Below are 18,650 nucleotides of genomic sequence, written 5' to 3'. Positions count from 1 at the left end.
AAGGAGAACCGCCGTGCAGAGTTCACTCTTCGCACACGCCGAGGTGCAGAGCCAGGACCGCTACGCCGTGCAGAACCCGCAGCTCCTGCGGGTCCAGCTGACCGGTCACGACGATGTGCTGGCCCGCAAGGGCGCCATGGTCGCCTACCAGGGCCTGCTGGAGTTCGACGCCGAGTACCAGGCGCGCGGCGAGCGGCGCGGCCCGGCCCGCGAGCACCTGCCCCTGATGCGCTGCTCGGGCCAGGGCTCGGTCTTCCTCGCCAACCTCGCGCAGTACGTGCACGTGGTGGACGTCGAGCGGGACGGGCTGACCGTCGATGCCTCCTACGTCCTGGCGATGGACTCCACGCTGCACCACGAAGTCATCTCCGTGGACAGCCAGTTCGGCATCTCCGGCACCGGGGCCTACAACCTCAACATCACGGGGCAGGGCAAGGTCGCCCTGATGACCTCGGGCCAGCCGCTGCTGCTGAACGTCACGCCGGACACCTATGTCAACGCCGACGCGGACGCCGTCGTCGCCTGGTCCAGCGGACTGCGCGTCCAGATGCAGGCCCAGACCTCCTCCCAGGGCGTATGGCGCCGCCGAGGCAACACCGGCGAGGGCTGGGAGCTGTCTTTCCTGGGCCAGGGCTACGCCCTCGTCCAACCCAGCGAGCAGCTTCCCCCGCAGGGCGCCGAGATCGGCGGCGGCCTGCGCGCCCAGTACGGCATGGGCCAGCAGGGCGCCCACGGCCAGAACCAGGGCAACATCTTCAGCAACCGCTGACCCCTCGGCCGGCTGCCGCCTGCTTCACAGGCCCGCTCCGGCAGACCACGAAGGGGGCGCCCCCGCCTCGGCGGGAGCGCCCCCTTCGGTGTTCCCGGACCGATGCCGGGACGGGCGGCGCGGGCGATCAGCCCTCGACGCCCAGCCTCTCCAGGATCAGCTCCTTCACGCGAGCGGCGTCGGCCTGGCCTCGGGTGGCCTTCATGACCGCGCCGACGAGAGCGCCCGCCGCTGCGACCTTGCCGCCGCGGATCTTCTCGGCCACACCGGGGTTGCCCTCGATGGCCTCGTCCACGGCCTTGCCGAGCGCGCCCTCGTCCGAGACGATCTTGAGGCCGCGCTTGTCCACGACCTCGTCCGGGGTGCCCTCGCCCGCGAGGACGCCTTCGATGGCCTGCCGGGCCAGCTTGTCGTTGAGCGAGCCCTCGGCGACCAGCGCCGAGACCCGGGCGACCTGCTCGGGGGTGATGGGCAACGAGCGCAGCTCCACCCCGTCCTCGTTGGCGCGGCGGGCCAGCTCGCCCATCCACCACTTGCGGGCCTGGTCGGCGGGGGCGCCCGCCTCGACGGTGGCGACGATCAGTTCGACGGCGCCCGCGTTGAGCACGGACTGCATCTCGTGCTCGCTGATGCCCCACTCCTCGCGCAGCCGGTTGCGGCGCACGCGCGGCAGCTCGGGCAGGGTGGCGCGCAGCTCCTCGACCCACTCGCGCGAGGGCGCGACGGGCACCAGGTCGGGCTCGGGGAAGTAGCGGTAGTCCTCCGCCTCCTCCTTGATCCGGCCGGAGGTGGTGGAGCCCTCGTCCTCGTGGAAGTGCCGGGTCTCCTGCACGATCGTGCCGCCGGCGTCGAGCACGGCCGCGTGCCGCTGGATCTCGAACCGGGCGGCGCGCTCGACGCTGCGCAGCGAGTTGACGTTCTTGGTCTCGCTGCGGGTGCCGAACTTCGCCACCCCCTTGGGGCGCAGCGAGAGGTTGACGTCGCAGCGCATCTGGCCCTGCTCCATCCGGGCCTCGGAGACGCCCAGCGCCCTGATCAGCTCGCGCAGTTCGGCGACGTACGCCTTGGCGACCTCCGGTGCCCGCTCGCCCGCGCCCTCGATGGGCTTGGTGACGATCTCGATGAGCGGGATGCCGGCCCGGTTGTAGTCCAGCAGGGAGTGCGAGGCGCCGTGGATACGGCCCGTCGCGCCGCCCACGTGCGTGGACTTGCCGGTGTCCTCCTCCATGTGGGCGCGTTCGATCTCCACGCGGAAGACCTCGCCGTCCTCCAGCTGGACGTCCAGATAGCCGTTGAAGGCGATCGGCTCGTCGTACTGGGAGGTCTGGAAGTTCTTCGGCATGTCCGGATAGAAGTAGTTCTTCCGGGCGAAGCGGCACCATTCGGCGATGTCGCAGTGCAGCGCGAGACCGATGCGGATCGCCGACTCCACGCCGGTCTTGTTGACGACGGGCAGTGCGCCGGGCAGGCCGAGGCAGGTCGGGCAGACCTGGCTGTTGGCCTCGCCGCCCAGCTCGGTCGAACAGCCGCAGAACATCTTGGTCCTGGTGCCGAGTTCGACGTGGACCTCAAGGCCCATGACGGGGTCGTACGTGGCGAGTGCCTCGTCGTACGACACCAGTTCGGTGACGGTCACGGAAAACTAACCTTTCTCTGCCGCGTCAGTCGCCCGCGAGGACGTCGTCGGAGGACATCCGGCGCAGCTCACGGACCAGCAGCGCGACGCCCGTGGCGATGGCGGCGGCGGAGACGACCGCGTCCACCAGCTGGAGCTTGTCGCCCTCCAGCTTCGCCTTCTTCGCCTGCTTGGCGACGCTCACGGCGCCGAAGAGCGTGGTGCCGATGGACAGGTACGTACCGGGCTTCGACTTCTTGAAGTCCTTGGCCTTGCTCAGCTTTCCACTCACAGCGACGGTGCCTCCTCTAGCAGCGGGTGTCCCCAACGTGCCTGGTAGGCGGCTTCTACGGCCGCACCGACACGGTAGAGCCGGTCATCGGCCATGGCGGGGGCGATGATCTGGAGCCCGACCGGGAGCCCGTCCTCCGGCGCGAGCCCGCACGGCAGGGACATGGCAGCGTTGCCGGCCAGGTTGGACGGGATGGTGCACAGGTCGGCGAGGTACATCGCCATGGGGTCGTCGGCGCGCTCACCGATCGGGAAGGCCGTGGTGGGCGTGGTCGGCGAGATCACCACATCCACCTGCTCGAACGCCTTCTCGAAGTCACGGGTGATCAGCGTACGCACCTTCTGCGCCGAGCCGTAATACGCGTCGTAATACCCCGAGCTGAGCGCGTAGGTACCGAGCATGACCCGGCGCTTGACCTCGTCACCGAAGCCCGCCTCACGGGTGAGCGCGGTGACCTCCTCGGCGGAGTGCGTGCCGTCGTCACCGACACGCAGGCCGTAGCGCATGGCGTCGAAGCGGGCCAGGTTCGAGGAGCACTCGGACGGGGCGATCAGGTAGTAGGCCGCCAGCGCCTTGGTGAACGACGGGCAGGACAGCTCCACGATCTCGGCGCCCAGCTCGCGCAGCAGCTCGACCGACTCGTCGAAGCGCTGCATCACCCCGGCCTGGTAGCCCTCGCCGCGGAACTCCTGGACGACGCCGACACGCAGCCCGCGCACCTGGCCGTCCCGCGCGGCGGCGACGACATCCGGCACCGGCTGGGCGATGGACGTCGAATCCAGCGCGTCGTGCCCGGCGATCACGCTGTGCAGCAGCGCGGCGTCCAGCACCGTGCGGGCGCAGGGCCCGCCCTGGTCCAGCGACGAGGAGAAGGCGACCATGCCGTAGCGCGAGACGCCGCCGTAGGTCGGCTTCACCCCGACCGTGCCCGTCACGGCCGCCGGCTGGCGGATCGAGCCGCCGGTGTCGGTGCCGATCGCCAGCGGCGCCTCGTAGGCGGCCAGCGAGGCGGCCGAGCCGCCGCCCGAACCGCCCGGGATACGGGTCAGGTCCCAGGGGTTGCCCGTCGGCCCGAAGGCGCTGTTCTCGGTGGAGGACCCCATGGCGAACTCGTCCATGTTGGTCTTGCCGAGGATGACGACCCCGGCCTCCTTGAGGCGCTTGGTCACCGTGGCGTCATAGGGCGGAATCCAGCCCTCCAGGATCTTCGACCCGACGGTCGTCGGCACGCCCTCGGTGGTGAAGATGTCCTTCAGCGCCAGCGGCACCCCGGCCAGCGGCCCCGGCTTCTCGCCGCGCTCCCGCCGGGCATCGACCTCGCGCGCCTGGGCGAGCGCGCCCTCGCGGTCCACGTGCAAGAACGCGTGCACCTTCTCGTCCACGGCCTCGATACGCGCCAGATGCGCCTCGGTGACCTCGACCGCGGTCACCTCGCCGCTCGCGATCTTGTCGGCGAGCTGAGCCGCCGACAGCTTGATCAGTTCAGTGGCCATCGCGCTCATGCCTCCTCCCCCAGGATCTGCGGCACCTTGAATCGCTGCTGCTCCTGCGCGGGGGCGCCGGAGAGCGCCTGCTGCGGGGTCAGCGACGGACGGACCTCGTCCTGTCGCATGACGTTGGTGAGCGGGAGCGGGTGGGAGGTCGGCGGTACGTCCTCTTCGGCGACATCGGAGACGGCGGCTACCGCGCCGATGATGTCGTCGAGCTGTCCGGCGAAGTGATCTAGCTCTTCGTCTTTCAGCTCCAGGCGCGCCAGCTTGGCGAGGTGGGCGACCTCCTCGCGCGAGATGCCAGGCATGCAGCGGTCCTCTTGGGTGAGTGTTGGATTGTCCGCCCCAATCCTATGGGGCTCCCGCCCCCACCCGCGAAGCGCTTCTCTCTTGTGACCCGGCAAGACCCCCTCCCCATCGGTTCGCACTCGTGCGCGGCGCCGTTGTCGGGTGCTTCGCCCCCAAACCCCCTTGGCCTCCCCGGCCGGTGGTACCCCCATGGGCGGCTCCCCCTACGGGGGCTCCGCCCCCTAGAAACCCCGGTCTCCGCACCCTTGCTCGCCCCCATGTTCCCTGAACGCCACATCTGAACCATTGGACGCCCGCTCATCGAGCAAGAGGGCTCAAAGGATCGGAAACCTACAGGTGCGGGATGAGTACGGGGGTACCGCCCGGCCGGAGGCCGGGGGTCTCAAGGCAAGTGCGCCGAAGGGGCAGACGGCGCCGAGGGGGCAGGCGGCGCGGCCGGGAGAGCTCGGGCCGCGGGGGCCTCGCGGGCCCGCAGCCAAGCCGTGGTCTCCCCCGGAGGCATCGCCGCGGCGACAAGCCACCCCTGCACCGCGTCGCACCCGAGATCCCGCAACCGCTCCCACGTCTCGTCGTCCTCCACCCCCTCGGCGACCACCATGAGTCCCAGCGAGTGGGCCAGATCCACCGTGCAGCGCACGATCTCCGCGTCCTCGGTGTCCACGGCCAGGCGGGCCACGAAGGAGCGGTCGATCTTCAGTTCGCTCACGGGCAGCCGCCGCAGGTGGACCAGGGAGGAGTAGCCGGTTCCGAAGTCGTCGAGGGACATCTTGACGCCGTGTCCGGTGAGTCCGGCCAGGGTGTCGGCCGCCTGCTGGGGGTCTTCGAGCAGCACGTGCTCGGTGATCTCCAGCTGGAGCGCGCCCGGCGGTACGCCGTGCCGGGCCAGTCGCGCGGCGACGGAGCCGGCGAAGCCGGGTGAATGGACGTCGCGGGGCGAGACGTTGACGGCGACCGGCACCATCAGCCCGCACGAGCGCCAGATGGCGACCTGCGCCAGCGCGGTCTCCAGCACGTATTCGGTCAGCCGGGGCATCAGCCCGGAGGTCTCTGCGATGGCGATGAACTCGTCCGGGGGGACGCGCCCGCGCTCGGGGTGCACCCAGCGCACCAGCGCCTCCAGGCCGGAGACGGTGCCGTCGAAGCCGACCTTGGGCTGGTAGTGCAGCTCGACCTCGCAGGCGTCCAGGGCGCGGCGGAGGTCGGCGAGGAGTCCGAGGCGGTCGGGGGTGTTGCCGTCCCGGGTGGCTTCGTAGACCTCGACGGCGGTGCGGTCCCGCTTGGCCTCGTACATCGCCACATCGGCGCGCCGCAGCAGGCCCTCGGCCTCGGTGGCGTGGTCGGGGAAGACGGCGACCCCGGCGCTGGCCTCCAGTACGAGGGTCAGTCCGTCCAGGTCGAGGGGGGAGCCGAGGGCGGAGACGAGGCCGCGGGCGACCCGCTGGGCGCTGGTGATGGAGTCGGCGACCGGGAGGAGTACGGCGAACTCGTCCCCGCCGAGCCTGGCCGCCTCGGCGCCGCGCGGGAGGGCGTCGCGCAGCCGCTGGGCGATCTGCAGCAGGAGACGGTCACCGGCGAGGTGGCCGAGGGTGTCGTTGACGGAGCGGAACCGGTCCAGGTCGATGAGGACCAGCGCGGAGCGGGCTCCGGTGCGCTCGGCCTCGTCGAGCGCGGCCCAGGCGCGTTCCAGCAGCCACAGCCGGTTGGGCAATCCGGTGAGCGGGTCGCGCAGTTGTTCCTCGGCGCGGGCGCGGGCGATGCGGAGCGTGGAGTCGAGGGCTATCAGCGGTATCGCGAAGAGCGGGAGCAGCAGCGGCTTGTGGACGGCGACGACGACGATGAGCGGGGCGATCCCCAGCAGGGAGACGCCGACGAGGCTCTGGCGCACGAGCGCGGTGCGCAGCGCCGAGGGCAGGCCCCCGGCATGCGGGGCCGAGGTGTACCACTGGAGGGTGCGGGTGACCAGCAGGTAGACCCCGGCGACGAGCACGACCTGGGGCGCGGCCGAGATCTCCCATTCGGCGGGCTTCCAGGGGTCCTCCACGGAGGGGCGCACTCCGCACAGGGCGAGGGAGAGCGAGGCTGCGCCGATGCCGAGGATGTCGATGGCGCCGTGGACGAACGCCTGCCGCCAGCGGCGGCGGCGCGCCGCGCCGACCAGGACGACGACGGCGAGGCTGACCAGCAGCGCGGGCACCCAGCCGCACAGCAGCAAGATGGCGAGGGTCAGTGCGGGGCCGGAGCCGGTGCCGCCCCACCAGCGGTCGCGGCCCATGGTGACGAGGTGGGCGACGACGCATCCCGTCAGCACGGCGAACGACCAGCCGGCGGTGCCGCCGGGGAAGAGCGCGTGACCGGCGGCGAGGACCCGAAGGAGGCCGCCGGCCAGGGCGAGGAGGGCGAGGGCGAGGACCAGTGCGGGCAGCGGCGCCGGGCGCAGGGCCAGCAGCCGCTGGAGCCGGGGGGCTTCCTCGCCGCCGGTGGCGCCGCCGGAGCCGTTCTTGCCGGGCGGGCCCGGGACGCCTGGCGTCCCGGGGGTGCCAGGGCCGCCGGGCGGACCGACGGCCTGCCCCGCGCCGGTGCCCGCACCTGCTCCCGCACCGCGTGCCGTCCGGGCCCCCCGGCGCGTGCCGTCCGAGGGCAGCCGGGCGAACGGGGGCCTGGCTCCCCCGGAGAATTCCAGCATCCTGGTCCCTCTCGCAGCCGTCCGCGCCTGCCTCGCCGCCGCAGGCGTACGTTTCAACAGTAGGCCGCCGACCGGTGGTAGGGGCAGCGATCGGCCGCTGTTGCCTGATTACGCCTACGACGAATCGTGCCCATCTTCCCCGCGCCATACGGGTGTTGCGGGCGAACGGCTGGTTTCCCGCGGGCGGTGAGGCGGGGGCCGGGGTCGCCGGGTGGTGCTCCTGCGCGAACGGAAGTGCCCCGCGATTGCTGGGGCTTGTCACGGACGCGCCCGGGGAGGTCAGCCGTCTGTTTTTTCTGGTTTCTCCGGCTCCGCTGTCGGCAGCGCCGCCTCCCGGGCGGCGTCGGGGCCCTGGGCCAGCAGGACCGCGAGACCGTCGTCGTCCAGAATCGGCACCTTCAGCTGGACAGCCTTGTCATATTTCGAGCCAGGATTCTCCCCTACGACGACAAACCCGGTCTTCTTCGAAACCGATCCGGTCACCTTGGCGCCCTGGTCCTGCAACGCGGCCTTCGCCCCGTCCCGGGTGTAGGTCGCCAGGGTGCCGGTGACCACGACGGTGAGCCCCTCCAGAGGGCGCGGCGTCTCCTCGCCTGCCGCCTCCTCCTCCATCCGCACCCCGGCCGCCCGCCAGCGCTCGACGATCTCGCGGTGCCAGTCCTCGGCGAACCACGCCTTCAGCGAGGCAGCGATCGTCGGCCCGACGCCCTCGGTAGCCGCCAGCTCCGCTTCCTCGGCCGCCGCGATCCGGTCCAGCGAACGGAACTCGCGCGCGAGCGCCTCGGCGGCGACCGGGCCCACATGGCGGATGGACAGGCCCGTGATGATCCTGGCCAGCGGCCGGTCCTTGGCCGCCTGAATGTTCTCCAGCATGGCCAGGGTGTTCTTGCGGGGCTCGCCCTGCTTGTTGGCGAAGAGGGTGACGGTCTTGTCCTCGCCGGTCTCCGGGTCACGCTTGGGCAACCCGGTGTCCTGGTCGACGACATAGGCCACGATGGGCAGCAGATCCTCGACGGTGAGGTCGAAGAGGCCGGCCTCGTCGCGCAGCGGCGGCTCGGCGGGCTCCAGCGGCTGGGTGAGCGCGCTGGCCACCACGTAGCCGAAGTGCTCGATGTCCAGCGACTTGCGGCCGGCCAGGTAGAAGAGCCGCTCGCGCAACTGGGCGGGGCAGGAGCGGGCGTTGGGACACCGCAGGTCGATGTCCCCTTCCTTCATGGGCTGGAGGGCCGAGCCGCACTCGGGGCAGGCGGCGGGCATCACGAACTCCCGCTCGGTGCCGTCGCGCAGGTCGGCGACGGGGCCGAGGATCTCGGGGATGACGTCGCCCGCCTTGCGCAGGACGACCGTGTCACCGATGAGGACGCCCTTGGACTTGACGACCTCCTGGTTGTGCAGCGTGGCGAACTCCACCTCGGAGCCGGCGACCGTGACGGGCTCGACGACCGCGTAGGGCGTCACCCGGCCGGTGCGCCCGACGCCGACGCGGATGTCGGCCAGCTTGGTGTTGACCTCCTCGGGCGCGTACTTCCACGCGATGGCCCAGCGCGGAGCCCGGGAGGTGGAGCCCAGCCGGCCCTGGAGGCGGATCTCGTCCAACTTCACCACGACGCCGTCGATCTCGTGCTCGACGGAGTGGCGGTGCTCGCCGTAGTAGCCGATGAACTTCCGCACGCCCTCCAGCCCGTCCACCACCTTCGCGTGCGAGGAGGTCGGCAGGCCCCACTCGCGCAGCAGGTCGTAGGCGTGCGAGAGGCGGCTGAAGTCCTCCTTCGCGAAGCCCTCCAGGGCGCCGATGCCGTGCACGACCATGTGCAGCGGCCGGGTGGCGGTGACGCGCGGGTCCTTCTGGCGCAGCGAGCCGGCCGCCGCGTTGCGCGGGTTGGCGAAGGGCTTCTCACCGGCCTCCACCAGGCGGGCGTTCAGCTCCTCGAAGCGCTCCATGGGGAAGAAGACCTCGCCGCGCACCTCGACCAGCTCCGGGAGGCGTTCCCCGGTGAGGCGCTCGGGGATGTCGGCGATCGTACGGACGTTGGGGGTGATGTCCTCGCCGGTGCGGCCGTCGCCACGGGTGGCGGCGCGGGTGAGTCTGCCGTGCTCGTAGGTGAGGTTGACCGCGAGGCCGTCCACCTTCAGCTCGCACAGGAAGTGGTAGGGCACGCCCTCCAGTTCGCGGGCCACACGCTCGGCCCACTCCCCCAGCTCCTCGTCGTCGAAGGCGTTGTCCAGCGAGAGCATGCGCTCGCGGTGCGCGACCTCGGTGAACTCCGTCTCGTAGTGTCCCGAGACCTTCTGGGTCGGCGAGTCGGGGCCGCGCAGGGAGGGGTGCTCCTCCTCCAGCGCCTCCAGCGCGCGCAGCAGCCTGTCGAACTCGGCGTCGCTGACGACCGGGGCGTCCTTCACGTAGTACCGGAAGCGGTGCTCCTCGATCTGCTCCGCGAGGCGTGCGTGCTCCTCCCGCGCCTGAGCCGGAACCGTCACGTCCTGTTCGCCAGCCACCGTTGGGGTCCTCCCGTCACTGAGGGTTGTCAGCGAGTGATCGTGCCGCCTGGACGCAGTGGGCGAGCGCCCGACGCGCGTACGCGGGCGAGGCGCCCGCGAGCCCGCACGTGGGGGTGACCACGACGGACTCGGCCAGCAGACCCGGAGAAAGCCCGAGCCTGCGCCACAGCGACCTGACACCCCCGACGCTACCGGCCGGGTCTGACAATGCCCCTCCCTCGGACTCGGTGGACGGCACGACACCCGCGAAGAGCGTGACGCCGCCCTCGACGGCCTCACCGATCACCTCGTCGTCACGTTCGGTGAGCAGCGCGGCGTCCAGCGAGATCCCGTCGGCGCCCGCGCGGCGCAGCAGAGCCACCGGGACCCCGGGGGCGCAGGAGTGCACCACGACCGGTCCGTCGTGCACCGCGAACACCTCGCGCAGCGTGCCCTCGACCACCGCGCGGTCCACGGCCGGATGCGCGCGGTAGCCGCTGGCGGTGCGCACGCTGCCCTGGAGTACGGCGGTCAGCGACGGCTCGTCCAACTGGAGGACGAGCGTGGCGCCCGGCACCCGGCGCCGCAGCCCGGCCAGGTGTTCGCGCAGGCCCTCGGCGAGGGAGGCGGCCAGGTCGCGGCAGGCTCCCGGGTCGCCGAGCATCGCCTCGCCGTTGCGGCGCTCCAGCCCCGCGGCGAGCGTCCAGGGGCCGACGGCGGAGACCTTCAGGCAGGCGCCCCCGCCTTCTCCCCCGCCCCCGCCCACGCCCGCCATCTCCTGGGTGAACTCCTCGATGGCGTCCAGGTCCTCGCCCAGCCAGGCGCGGGCGCGCCGGGTGTCGCGGCCGGGCCGGTCGCTGATCCGCCAGCCGCTGGGCTCCAGGTGCACATACAGCTCGGCCAGCATCCCGGCGGTCCGGCCGAGCATGTCGGCGCCGGGGCCCCGCGCGGGCAGCTCGGGGAGGTAGGGCAGGTGTCCGGGTGTCTCCAGGGAGCCCGTGACGGTCTTGGCCGCCTCCCGCGCGTCGGTGCCGGGCATCGAGCCGAGGCCGGTGGCCGCCGCCGGGCCCCAGGGGGTCTGCTTACGCTTCTCGCTCACCCGGGAAGGGTACGGCCGCCCCGCGCGGGGCCCGGCCCCCGGCCCCGGGGCCGGGGGCTCAGCCGCCGGGGCGTACGGACAAGTCGGTGACCTCGGCGCCGCGCGGCAGGTCGAGGGCCGTCAGCACGGTGGTGGCGATGGCCTCGGCGGGGATCCACCGGCCGGCGTCGTACTCCTTGCCCTCCTGCCGGTGGACCTTCTCCTGCATGGGCGTGGCGGTGCGTCCGGGATAGACGGAGGTGACGCGGACCCCGTGGTCCGCCTCCTCGCCGCGCAGCGCGTCGGCGAGGGCCTTGAGTCCGTGCTTGCTCGCCGCGTAGGCGCCCCACTCGGGGTTGGCACGCAGCCCGGCGCCCGAGTTGACGAAGACGACGTGACCGCGCGCGGTGCGCAGCTGGGGCAGGAACAGCCGGGTCAGCTCGGCGGGTGCCACCAGGTTGGCGGCCAGCGTCTCGTTCCACAGCTTGGGGCCGAAGTCGCCGATGGGGCCCAGTTCGACGACTCCGGCGATGTGCAGCAGCGAATCGACGCTGTCGGGGAGGGTCTGGTGGCCGAACGCCCAGGAGAGGCGCTCGGGCTCCGCGAGGTCGCCCACCAGGGTGTGGGCGCCCTCGAACTCCTCGGCCAGCTCCTTGGCGCGCCCCGCGTCGCGCGCCAGCAGACAGACCGTGTCGCCCCGCTCCAGCAGCCGCCGGGCCACCTCGGCGCCGATACCGGAGCCGCCGCCTGTGATCACATGTGTTGCCATGCCTCCATGGTCGCCCACGGGGCAGTAGGCGCGCAGCGGGGGCGCGGCCGACGCGCGCGGCGGGGACGGTCCGCGCCATACGGGGTGCGGGCCGCGTGGCGGAGTGGCCGGCCCCGCGCGGGGCCGGGGCTACGCGGCGAACACGGAGTCCATCTTCTCGTACTCCTCCAGACAGCGGCCCGTGCCCAGGGCGACGCAGCCCAGCGGCTCGTCGGCCACCACCACGGGCATCCCCGTCTCCTCCACCAGGCGCTCGTCGAGGCCGTGCAGCAGTGCGCCGCCGCCGGTCAGGACGATGCCGCGCTCCATGATGTCGCCGTACAGCTCGGGCGGGCAGTCGTCGAAGGCGGTGCGCACGGCGGCGACGATGGCCCGTACCGGGCGCTCCATCGCCTCGCGGATCTCCTCCGGCGGCAGGAAGAAGGACTTGGGCATGCCGGTGTTCTTGTCCCGACCGCGTACCTGGACAGGTTCGCCGGTGCCGAGGGAGATCTTGATGTCCTCCGCGGTCCGCTCCCCCACGGCGATGGCGAACTCCCGCTCCACGTAGGCCGCGATGGCCGCGTCCAGCGCGTCGCCCGCGACCCGCGCCGAGTGCGAGACGACCATGCCGCCCAGGGAGATGACGGCGATCTCGGTGCTGCCGCCGCCGATATCGACGACCATCGAGCCGCGCGCCTCGTGCACCGGGAGCCCGGCGCCGATCGCCGCTGCCATGGGTTCCTCGATCAGCCGCACCGAGCGGGCGCCGGCGCGGTCGGCGGTCTGGAGCACGGCGCGGCGCTCGACGCCGGTCACTCCGCTGGGCACGCACACCACCACGCGCGGAGACCTGCCGCCCCGACGGCCGCCGCGCGCGGCGCGGATGAAGTGGCGCAGCATGCCCTCGGTCGCCTCGAAGTCGGTGATCACGCCGCCCTTGAGAGGGCGGGTGGCGGTGATGGAGCCGGGGGTGCGGCCCACGGCCTGGCGCGCTTCGGCCCCGACCGCCAGGACCTTGCCGGTCCTTGAATCGATGGCCACGACCGAGGGTTCGTCCAGCACCACGCCGCGCCCGCGCGCGTACACCAGGGTGTTGGCCGTGCCCAGATCTATGCCGATGTCGCGGCTGCGGACCGCGGTGGACGGAGTGCGCTTCGCCATGTGTTCTCGCCAAGTTCGGTGCGGGGTGTACTAGTCGTACGGAAATGTCGTGCTGGCATCCGCAGCATACCCAACTGTCCGCTTTGCTGCGGCGGCCCCGGGTCTGAGATCCCCCGAAAATCTAGGAACGAAAAGGCGCTGGTCGGAGCTGGTTTTTACATCAATCTAACGTACAGATGCGCGAGTTGGTGGCATAGATCTCTCGGGCCTGGATAGCTATGCACCGGAGACCACGCGCGGTTCACCGAGCCCGGAAGCCTGGTGCGTCCCTCGGCGACCGCGCCATGGGCCACCGTCTCTTCTACTGGAGGTTTCGTCATTTCCGCGCGACCGGCTCAGGAATTCGGAGACAACCCCGTCGAGGTCCGGGAAACCGGACACTACACAGAGGAGTACGTCCCCAGCTTCGTCGAGAAGTGGGACTCCCTCATAGATTGGGAAAAACGAGCGGAAAGCGAGGGAAATTTCTTCATCGACCTGCTGCGGAAGCGGGGAGTGAAAAGCGTCCTGGACGTAGCGACGGGAACCGGGTTTCACTCGGTACGGCTCCTGGAAGCCGGCTTCGAGGCCGTGAGCGCGGACGGAAGCGCCGATATGCTCGCGATGGCGTTCGAGAACGGGATGAAGAACGGCGACCACATCCTGCGGGTCGTCCAAGCCGACTGGCGGTGGCTCAACCGGGACGTCCACGGAGAGTACGACGCCATCGTGTGCCTCGGGAACTCGTTCACCCACCTCTTCTCGGAACGCGACAGGCGCAAGGCGCTCGCCGAGTTCTACGCCATGCTGAAGCATGACGGAATCCTCATCCTGGATCAGCGCAACTACGACGCGATTCTGGACGAGGGATTCTCCAGCAAGCACACGTACTACTACTGCGGCGAAGATGTCGCGGTGGAGCCCGAATACGTCGATGAGGGACTGTGCCGCATGCGGTACCGCTTCCCCGACAGTTCGGAATACCACCTCAACATGTTCCCGCTCCGCAAGGACTACACGCGGCGCCTCATGTCCGAAGTGGGTTTCCAGCGCATCGAGACCTACGGCGACTTCCAGCACACCTATCGGGCGGAACAGCCCGACTTCTTCGTCCATGTCGCGGAGAAGGAATACCGAATGGAGGATCAGGAGGAAGGCTCCTACGGAAGTGCCGTGAATACGGCGCGGAGTTACTACAACTCCCCCGACGCGGATGCCTTCTATTCCTCCGTCTGGGGCGGCGAGGACATCCACGTCGGAATCTACGAGGGCCCGCAGGAGCCCATTGCAGACGCGAGCCGCCGTACCGTCGAGCGGATGGCCTCCGGGCTCGGCCTCACCAAGGAGTCCACGGTCCTCGACCTCGGTTCCGGCTTCGGCGGCTCCGCGCGCTATCTCGCCGAGACGTTCGGCTGCCGCGTCCAGGCGCTCAACCTCAGCGAGGTGGAGAACCAGCGCCACCGGGAGCTGAACTCCGTGCGGGGTCTCACCGACCGCATCGAGGTGGTGGACGGCTCGTTCGAGAGCATTCCGTTCCCCGACTCCAGCGTCGATGTCGTGTGGTCGCAGGACGCCTTCTTGCACAGCGGCGACCGCATCCGCGTGCTGGAGGAGGTCCGGCGCGTGCTCAAACCGGGCGGGCAGTTGGTCTTCACCGACCCGATGGCCGCCGACGGCACCGAAGTGAAGGCGATCCAGCCCATCTTGGACCGCATCCACCTCGACGACATGGGCTCCCCCGGCTTCTACACCCGCGAACTGGCCCGCCTCGGCTTCGATCCCACGCCCCGCGAGGGAGCGGACAGCGGCTTCGAGGACCTGCGCACCCAACTGGTGACCCACTACGGGCGCGTCCTGGAGGAGACCGAGCGCCAGGAGACCGAGGGCCTTGCCGCGAAGGTGAGTTCCGAGTATCTCGGCCAGATGAAGAAGGGGCTCACCCACTGGGTGGAGGGCGGCGAACAGCGCCGGCTCACCTGGGGCATCTTCCGCTTCACCCTCGCCGGGGGCTGAGCGAGAGCGCCTCACGCCGGCGCCACGGCGCGGCACCACAGCGCGGGGCGACGCCGTGAGACACCCTCGCGGGGCTCCGTCGTGAGGCGTCCTCGTGAAGCGCCCTCGTGGGCCGCGGCCCGTTCCGCCGGACACCGGACACCGGACACCGGACCGGCGGAACGGGCCGCACCGCTCGGCGGTCCCGGGGCCGTGGTCCCCCGCGCGCGGCGAGGGCGAGGCGCCGCACACCACCATGTGTCCGCGCCGCGCGTTCGCCCTTATTAGGCTGTCGGCCATGGCTTCCGCATCCTCCCCCGCCGCCGCCCGTACTCCCATGAACATCTGCGTCTTCTGTTCGGCCGCCGATCTGCACGGCGTGTACACCGACGCGGCCCGCGAATTCGCGGGGCTCATCGGCAAGCGGGGTCACAGCCTCGTGTGGGGCGGCTCCGACTCCGGGCTGATGAAGGTCGTCGCGGACGGCGTGCAGGAAGCGGGAGGCCGCCTGATCGGCATCTCCGTGGAGTTCCTGCGCAACGTCGCGCGACCGAACGCCGACGAGATGATCGTCACCGCCGATCTCGCCGAACGCAAGGCGGAGTTGCTGGCGCGCGCCGACGCCGTGGTCGTCATGGTGGGCGGCACGGGCACGCTGGACGAGGCCACGGAGATCCTGGAGCTGCGCAAGCACGGCATGCACACCAAGCCCGTGGTGATCTTGAACACGGCCGGCTTCTACGACGGACTCCAGCAGCAGATGGCCCGCATGGAAGCCGAAGGCTTCCTGCCCATCCCCCTCGACCAGCTGGTCACCTTCGCCGACGACGGCCTCCAAGCACTGGAACTGCTCGGCGCCTGAGCGGGGCCGGGGGCCGCTGACGAGCCCCCGGCCGCGCGGCGGATCTCAGGCCGCCGGGACCGCCCGCTCCGTGGTCGCGATCGTCGCCGAGCCGACCACGCGCGGCCCCTCGTACAGGACGATCGCCTGGCCGGGGGCCACACCCCGCTCCGGCCGAGAGAAGCGCACGCGCAGCTCGCCGTCGGCCAGCTCGGCCTCCACCTCGGTCTCCGCGCCGTGCGCCCGCAGCTGGGCGGTGTAGGTGCGGGGGCCGTCGGCGGGCGGGGCGCCGCACCAGCGGGGGCGTACCGCGGTGAGCGAGCCGACGTCCAAAGAGGCGGCGGGGCCGACGGTGACGGTGTTGTCCACCGGCGAGATGTCCAGGACGTAGCGCGGCTTGCCGTCGGGCGCGGGGTGGCCCAGGCGCAGGCCCTTGCGCTGGCCGATGGTGAAGCCGTAGGCACCCTCGTGGGTGCCCAGCCGGGCGCCGGACTCATCGACGATGTCTCCCTCGGCCCGGCCCAGCCGGTTGGCCAGGAAGCCCTGGGTGTCGCCGTCGGCGATGAAGCAGATGTCGTGGCTGTCGGGCTTCTTGGCGACGGAGAGTCCGCGCCGCTCGGCCTCGGCCCGGATCTCGTCCTTGGTGGTGAGGGTGTCGCCGAGGGGGAACATGGCGTGGGCGAGCTGCCGCTCGTCCAGGACGCCGAGCACATAGCTCTGGTCCTTGGCCGCGTCACTCGCCCGGTGCAGTTCCCGGCCGCCGTCCTCGCGGGTGACGACCGTGGCGTAGTGGCCGGTGCAGACGGCGTCGAAGCCCAGCGCGAGCGCCTTGTCCAGCAGTGCGGCGAACTTGATCTTCTCGTTGCAGCGCAGGCAGGGATTGGGCGTGCGGCCGGCCTCGTACTCGGCGACGAAATCCTCCACGACGTCCTCGCGGAAGCGTTCGGCCAGGTCCCAGACGTAGAAGGGGATACCGATGACGTCGGCGGCGCGGCGCGCGTCGTTCGAGTCCTCGATGGTGCAGCAGCCGCGCGCGCCGGTACGGAACGACTTAGGGTTGGCGGACAGGGCCAGATGTACGCCTGTGACCTCGTGTCCGGCCTCGGCGGCGCGGGCGGCGGCCACAGCGGAGTCCACGCCGCCGGACATGGCGGCCAGGACGCGCAACGGGCGCGCGGAGGCTGTCCCCCGCGAGGATGCAGTAGTCATAGCGCCCTCCAGGGTAGACGGAACGACCCGGTGACCCGAACGCGTTAGGAAGCGCATGGGACAGGCGGCGAACGAGCAACGGCAGGACGAGGCGCGCGAAGAGCGGGAGGAGGCGCGCGGGCAGCCGGGCGGACACGGGCCGGAGGGCGGGCAGGGGACGGAGGGGGCGGGCCCGGCGGGCGGCGGCGGGGAGCACGGCGACGGCCGGGGCACGGGCGGCGGCAGCGGTGGTCGTGGCGGTGGCGGCGATGACGGCGATGACGGTGATGCGGCGTACCGACGGCAGGTGACCCGGCGGCGGCTGCTGCTCACGGGCGTCGGCGTCGTCGGGCTCGGGGTCGCGGGAGTCGCCGCGCAGCAGGAGATCAAACGCTGGTGGTGGCGGATGCCGGGCAACGAGAAGCCCCGCACAGAGGGCGCGGTCGATGACACCCGGGCCCGCTGGGTGGCCGCTTCCGAGGCGAACTGGCGCCGCGCCAACCGGCCCGCCGACTACGGCATCGACCGGGTCGTCGTCCACGTCGTCCAGGGCAGCGCGGCCATCGCCGTGAAGGTCTTCAGGGATCCGGCACACCGCGCCGCAGCGCACTACATCGTGAGCCGGAACGGCCAGCTCACCCAGATGATCCGCGAGCTGGACATCGGCTACCACGCGGGCAACCGCCAGTACAACGAGCGCAGCGTCGGCATCGAGCACGAGGGCTGGATACACCGCCCCCAGGACTTCACGGACGCGATGTACCGCGCCTCGGCCCGGCTGACCGCCGGTATCTGCCACCGCTACGGCATCCCCGCGGACCGCGCGCACATCATCGGCCACGACGAGGTGCCCGGCGCCGACCACAAGGACCCGGGGCCCCACTGGGACTGGAACACGTACATGCGGCTGGTGCGCGCCCAGATGAAGGTCATCGACACATCGCCGGGCGGCGGCACCGCCGACAGCGTCCGGCCCCCGGGCGGCACCGGACCCCTGCTGCGGGGGCCGGGCCCTGCCTCTTAAGACCGGCGTCGGGCCCGGACACCTCGTGGCCGAAGCCGGAGCGGTGCCTCGTGGCCGCAACTGGGCGGCGCCTCGGCGGCCGGCACCGGGTGGCCGCCTCGGCGGCCCCGCCGCACGGCGAGGCCGCCTACGCCGGCCGGGGGGGGGTGAGCCCGCCGAGCAGTGCCGTGAGCGTGAACTCGAAGCGCTCGTGCCTCTTGCCGGAGGTCAGTTCCCGGACATGCGCGACCGTGTTCGGGAAGTGGTCGATGGGCAGCATCCGGTACCGCTCGACGAGATCGTCGCGGTCCAGCTCCCTCTGATCGACGCCGCTGTCGGAGTGGTTCCGCAAGGACACTGCGAAGCAGTACGCGGAGACGTAGAGGAACGCGGCGTCGATCGCCCATGCGGCGGACTGCGGTTCCACCCCTGCGGCCAGCAGGATCGTCAGCATGCCTTCGCTCAGTCGCAGCGCGTCCAGGCTGTTCGGGGCGGCGGCCGGCGCGGCCCGTGAGAGCCCGGGGCAGCGCAGGTACTCGTCGCGCAGCGCCCGGCAGATTTCAAGCATCTGTCCGGTCCGGTGCGCGGGGTCCGGCTCGGGCACCGGCACCCTGGCGCACACCTCGCTGATCAGCGGCTCGTCCAGTTCGGCTTTGTTGCGCACGTGCGCGTACAGGGACGCCGGTCCGGTCCGCAACGCGGCGGCCACCCGGCGCGGGGAGGCCCGGCGGGGCGGCCGGTCGGGCTGTGGGAAAGGGACGGGTGGCCGTTACAGGGTCCGGACAATCTTTTCCCCCGATCCCGTGAACATTCGTGGCTCCGGGCCCATCTCACCTTCCGTAAGACGCACTCGCCACGACTCGATACGAGCGGGCGCGACGGGATACGGGGAGCGCCGGACGGGAGCCCGGCGCCGGAAAAGAGGAACCATGTCCGCCAAGCTCAACCGCGCCGTACGCTGCACCGCCGCCGTGCTGGCCGTCATCGCGGTCGGCGCCGGAGCCACCGCCTGCGACTCCGG

Annotated in this window: 15 protein-coding genes; 4 read left to right on the top strand and 11 right to left on the bottom strand. The window is 71.5% G+C overall.

What is annotated here, in order from left to right:
• Nucleotides 1-13 precede the first annotated feature (13 nt).
• A complete protein-coding gene (locus ABD339_RS26400) occupies nucleotides 14-769 on the top strand; it encodes an AIM24 family protein (protein ID WP_344569328.1) in 756 nt (251 codons plus the stop codon).
• Nucleotides 770-896: 127 nt separating this feature from the next.
• Here the strand turns inward: ABD339_RS26400 and gatB are convergent, their stop codons facing one another.
• The 9 genes from gatB to mreB all read right to left on the bottom strand — a co-directional run bounded on the left by gatB (nucleotide 897) and on the right by mreB (nucleotide 12,626).
• Nucleotides 897-2,405 (bottom strand): Asp-tRNA(Asn)/Glu-tRNA(Gln) amidotransferase subunit GatB, encoded by a 1,509-nt coding sequence (gene gatB, locus ABD339_RS26395; protein WP_344569326.1) that lies wholly within the window; start codon nucleotides 2,403-2,405, stop codon nucleotides 897-899.
• A 25-nt stretch (nucleotides 2,406-2,430) separates the two neighbouring features.
• Nucleotides 2,431-2,676 (bottom strand): hypothetical protein, encoded by a 246-nt coding sequence (locus tag ABD339_RS26390; protein ID WP_344569324.1) that lies wholly within the window; start codon nucleotides 2,674-2,676, stop codon nucleotides 2,431-2,433.
• Nucleotides 2,673-4,169 (bottom strand): Asp-tRNA(Asn)/Glu-tRNA(Gln) amidotransferase subunit GatA, encoded by a 1,497-nt coding sequence (gene gatA, locus ABD339_RS26385; protein ID WP_425576100.1) that lies wholly within the window; start codon nucleotides 4,167-4,169, stop codon nucleotides 2,673-2,675. The genes ABD339_RS26390 and gatA overlap by 4 nt, the downstream gene beginning before the upstream one ends.
• 5 nt (nucleotides 4,170-4,174) lie before the next feature.
• Nucleotides 4,175-4,474, bottom strand: coding sequence for an Asp-tRNA(Asn)/Glu-tRNA(Gln) amidotransferase subunit GatC (gatC, locus tag ABD339_RS26380; RefSeq protein ID WP_344569320.1), 300 nt, complete (start codon nucleotides 4,472-4,474; stop codon nucleotides 4,175-4,177).
• A gap of 383 nt (nucleotides 4,475-4,857) precedes the next feature.
• Nucleotides 4,858-7,158 (bottom strand): putative bifunctional diguanylate cyclase/phosphodiesterase, encoded by a 2,301-nt coding sequence (locus ABD339_RS26375; RefSeq protein WP_344569318.1) that lies wholly within the window; start codon nucleotides 7,156-7,158, stop codon nucleotides 4,858-4,860.
• A gap of 279 nt (nucleotides 7,159-7,437) precedes the next feature.
• On the bottom strand, nucleotides 7,438-9,654 hold the full coding sequence (ligA, locus tag ABD339_RS26370) for an NAD-dependent DNA ligase LigA (protein ID WP_344569317.1): 2,217 nt from the start codon (nucleotides 9,652-9,654) through the stop codon (nucleotides 7,438-7,440).
• A 16-nt stretch (nucleotides 9,655-9,670) separates the two neighbouring features.
• On the bottom strand, nucleotides 9,671-10,675 hold the full coding sequence (locus tag ABD339_RS26365) for a methionine synthase (protein ID WP_425576106.1): 1,005 nt from the start codon (nucleotides 10,673-10,675) through the stop codon (nucleotides 9,671-9,673).
• Nucleotides 10,676-10,793: 118 nt separating this feature from the next.
• Entirely contained in the window at nucleotides 10,794-11,483 is a 690-nt protein-coding gene (locus ABD339_RS26360) for an SDR family oxidoreductase (RefSeq protein ID WP_344569314.1), read from the bottom strand.
• 129 nt (nucleotides 11,484-11,612) lie between these two features.
• Nucleotides 11,613-12,626 carry a rod shape-determining protein gene (mreB, locus tag ABD339_RS26355; RefSeq protein ID WP_344569312.1) on the bottom strand — a complete coding sequence of 338 codons (1,014 nt, stop codon included), beginning with the start codon at nucleotides 12,624-12,626 and terminating at the stop codon, nucleotides 11,613-11,615.
• A 261-nt stretch (nucleotides 12,627-12,887) separates the two neighbouring features.
• On the opposite strand from mreB, the gene ABD339_RS26350 reads away from it, so the two are divergent.
• Both ABD339_RS26350 and ABD339_RS26345 read left to right on the top strand, forming a co-directional pair.
• Nucleotides 12,888-14,618, top strand: a complete 1,731-nt coding sequence (locus ABD339_RS26350) for a glycine/sarcosine N-methyltransferase (protein WP_486388548.1) — start codon at nucleotides 12,888-12,890, stop codon at nucleotides 14,616-14,618.
• Between the two features lie 316 nt (nucleotides 14,619-14,934).
• Nucleotides 14,935-15,459 (top strand): LOG family protein, encoded by a 525-nt coding sequence (locus tag ABD339_RS26345; RefSeq protein ID WP_344569546.1) that lies wholly within the window; start codon nucleotides 14,935-14,937, stop codon nucleotides 15,457-15,459.
• A gap of 45 nt (nucleotides 15,460-15,504) precedes the next feature.
• Here ABD339_RS26345 and mnmA read toward each other — a convergent pair whose 3' ends face one another.
• Nucleotides 15,505-16,647 (bottom strand): tRNA 2-thiouridine(34) synthase MnmA, encoded by a 1,143-nt coding sequence (gene mnmA, locus ABD339_RS26340; RefSeq protein WP_344569310.1) that lies wholly within the window; start codon nucleotides 16,645-16,647, stop codon nucleotides 15,505-15,507.
• Between the two features lie 55 nt (nucleotides 16,648-16,702).
• Here mnmA and ABD339_RS26335 point away from each other — a divergent pair, with 55 nt between their 5' ends.
• Nucleotides 16,703-17,650, top strand: coding sequence for an N-acetylmuramoyl-L-alanine amidase (locus ABD339_RS26335; RefSeq protein ID WP_344569308.1), 948 nt, complete (start codon nucleotides 16,703-16,705; stop codon nucleotides 17,648-17,650).
• A gap of 127 nt (nucleotides 17,651-17,777) precedes the next feature.
• On the opposite strand, the gene ABD339_RS26330 is transcribed toward ABD339_RS26335, so the two are convergent.
• Entirely contained in the window at nucleotides 17,778-18,326 is a 549-nt protein-coding gene (locus ABD339_RS26330) for a TetR/AcrR family transcriptional regulator C-terminal domain-containing protein (protein ID WP_344569306.1), read from the bottom strand.
• Between the last annotated feature and the right edge of the window lie 324 nt (nucleotides 18,327-18,650).

Origin of the sequence: Streptomyces axinellae (assembly GCF_039532135.1) — a bacterium.
Lineage (GTDB): Bacteria > Actinomycetota > Actinomycetes > Streptomycetales > Streptomycetaceae > Streptomyces > Streptomyces axinellae.
Note: the sequence above shows the minus strand (reverse complement) of the source record. Positions and strands in the feature narration are given on the sequence as shown.